Source organism: Bradyrhizobium sp. LeoA1Lang (genome assembly GCF_055413685.1).
The window spans coordinates 1-1,196 of sequence record NZ_JBVAPG010000411.1 but is presented as its reverse complement, the minus strand read 5'-3'; the positions used below and the strand labels follow the sequence as shown (position 1 = coordinate 1,196).

2 protein-coding genes are annotated in these 1,196 nt (G+C 56.4%); both read right to left on the bottom strand.

Annotated elements, in window-relative coordinates; genetic code table 11:
• Nucleotides 1-220: 220 nt before the first annotated feature.
• Nucleotides 221-547, bottom strand: coding sequence for a hypothetical protein (locus ACZYOF_RS43845; protein WP_463719598.1), 327 nt, complete (start codon nucleotides 545-547; stop codon nucleotides 221-223).
• Nucleotides 548-748: 201 nt separating this feature from the next.
• Nucleotides 749-1,196, bottom strand: a 448-nt coding sequence (locus ACZYOF_RS43840) for a hypothetical protein (RefSeq protein ID WP_463719597.1), incomplete at its 5' end; no start/stop codon positions are given.

Here is a 1,196-nt window from a genome sequence, read left to right as displayed (position 1 = left end):
CGACGGCTGGCAGACCCTCGCCAGCAAGCCCATTGCTCAGCCGGTTGATCTTGCCGCCTGAGCAGATATCATCCGTTCACCGGAGACTCGCGACGGACAAATTCCAACCAAGTTCGCGACGGCACCTAAGCAGGTCGTTTCGGTGCTGTCTTAGCCTCCGTATAGGAGGGGCTGCGGCGCTGATGAGATTTTTGAGGGTATCGCTCATGACGGCGCGAACCTATCCGCCATAACCGCCCTGAGCAAGCGGACCAAAGTGCCGCAGGGTGGGCGCAATTGCTTTTCGGTCAGACAATCCGTCTCGGCGCTTTAAGAGTTCGACATGCATGGCGAGTGATACATTTTCGTCAGTCAACGTCGCAGGTTTGCCGCGCTTTCGTGGTGGCACACTGAAGCCGGGAACATGATCCCTAGGCCAAATGCCACGCGAGTTTGGACCAAGCAATCGCGGTTTTGACAGGATCGAATTCAAAACCTGGACGGCTTCCTCGATCGTGAACGCCATCGGCGCTAAATGCTGCGGCGCCAAGGGTGGCAGTTCTTGCATGACATTGCCTTTCCCGACCCGGACAAACCGGAATCAGTGTCGGCAAACTAATTTTTGAACGGGACGGGACGTAGCACGAAAGATGTGCTCCGCGATAGTCCGGTAACAAGCTCACAATCTCGTGGGAGGTAACAAGCCGCAGCTGGCTGCGCCTCACCGACGTCGTGGTGCTTCAATGACGATGCGGACTGGTTTTGTCGTTTAGCTTTCCGTTTTGGCAGCCTTCGTTCGCCAGAGACGGAAAAGATAAAAAATAAGCCCTAATGAAGCTGCAAGTCCCAGCAGGATTTCGACGATGAAGAGCACCTGTCGGTTCCTACGGGCTTTGTTAGCCTCCATGACGACGTTGATAAGCATCTCCGGTGTGGGCTGAGGGCGCTGGGCCAAAGGCGGCAAAATTCGCCTGACGACCGGGATAGCCACAATCGTATCCCGCTGATCTGCGAAGCGGATGCGGACATTAAATTCCAGCTCGATGCCTGGCGTAAGGCTGTCCGATTTTCCGTGTGTGGCCCCTGCCAAGGGGGATGTCCCGATCGCTGTTGAACTACGTCGGGCCGACGTTGCCGGAATGAATGTTACGCGGCCCTTGTGACATGGGCAACGGGCTTGATCGTCATGGGATTGTGGTGAGCTTGAAGGGCCGCAC

Excerpts from the sequence above, each read along its gene's own strand:
- ACZYOF_RS43845 (WP_463719598.1), bottom strand. The coding sequence starts at position 547 with ATGCAAGAACTGCCACCCTTGGCGCCGCAGCATTTAGCGCCGATGGCG.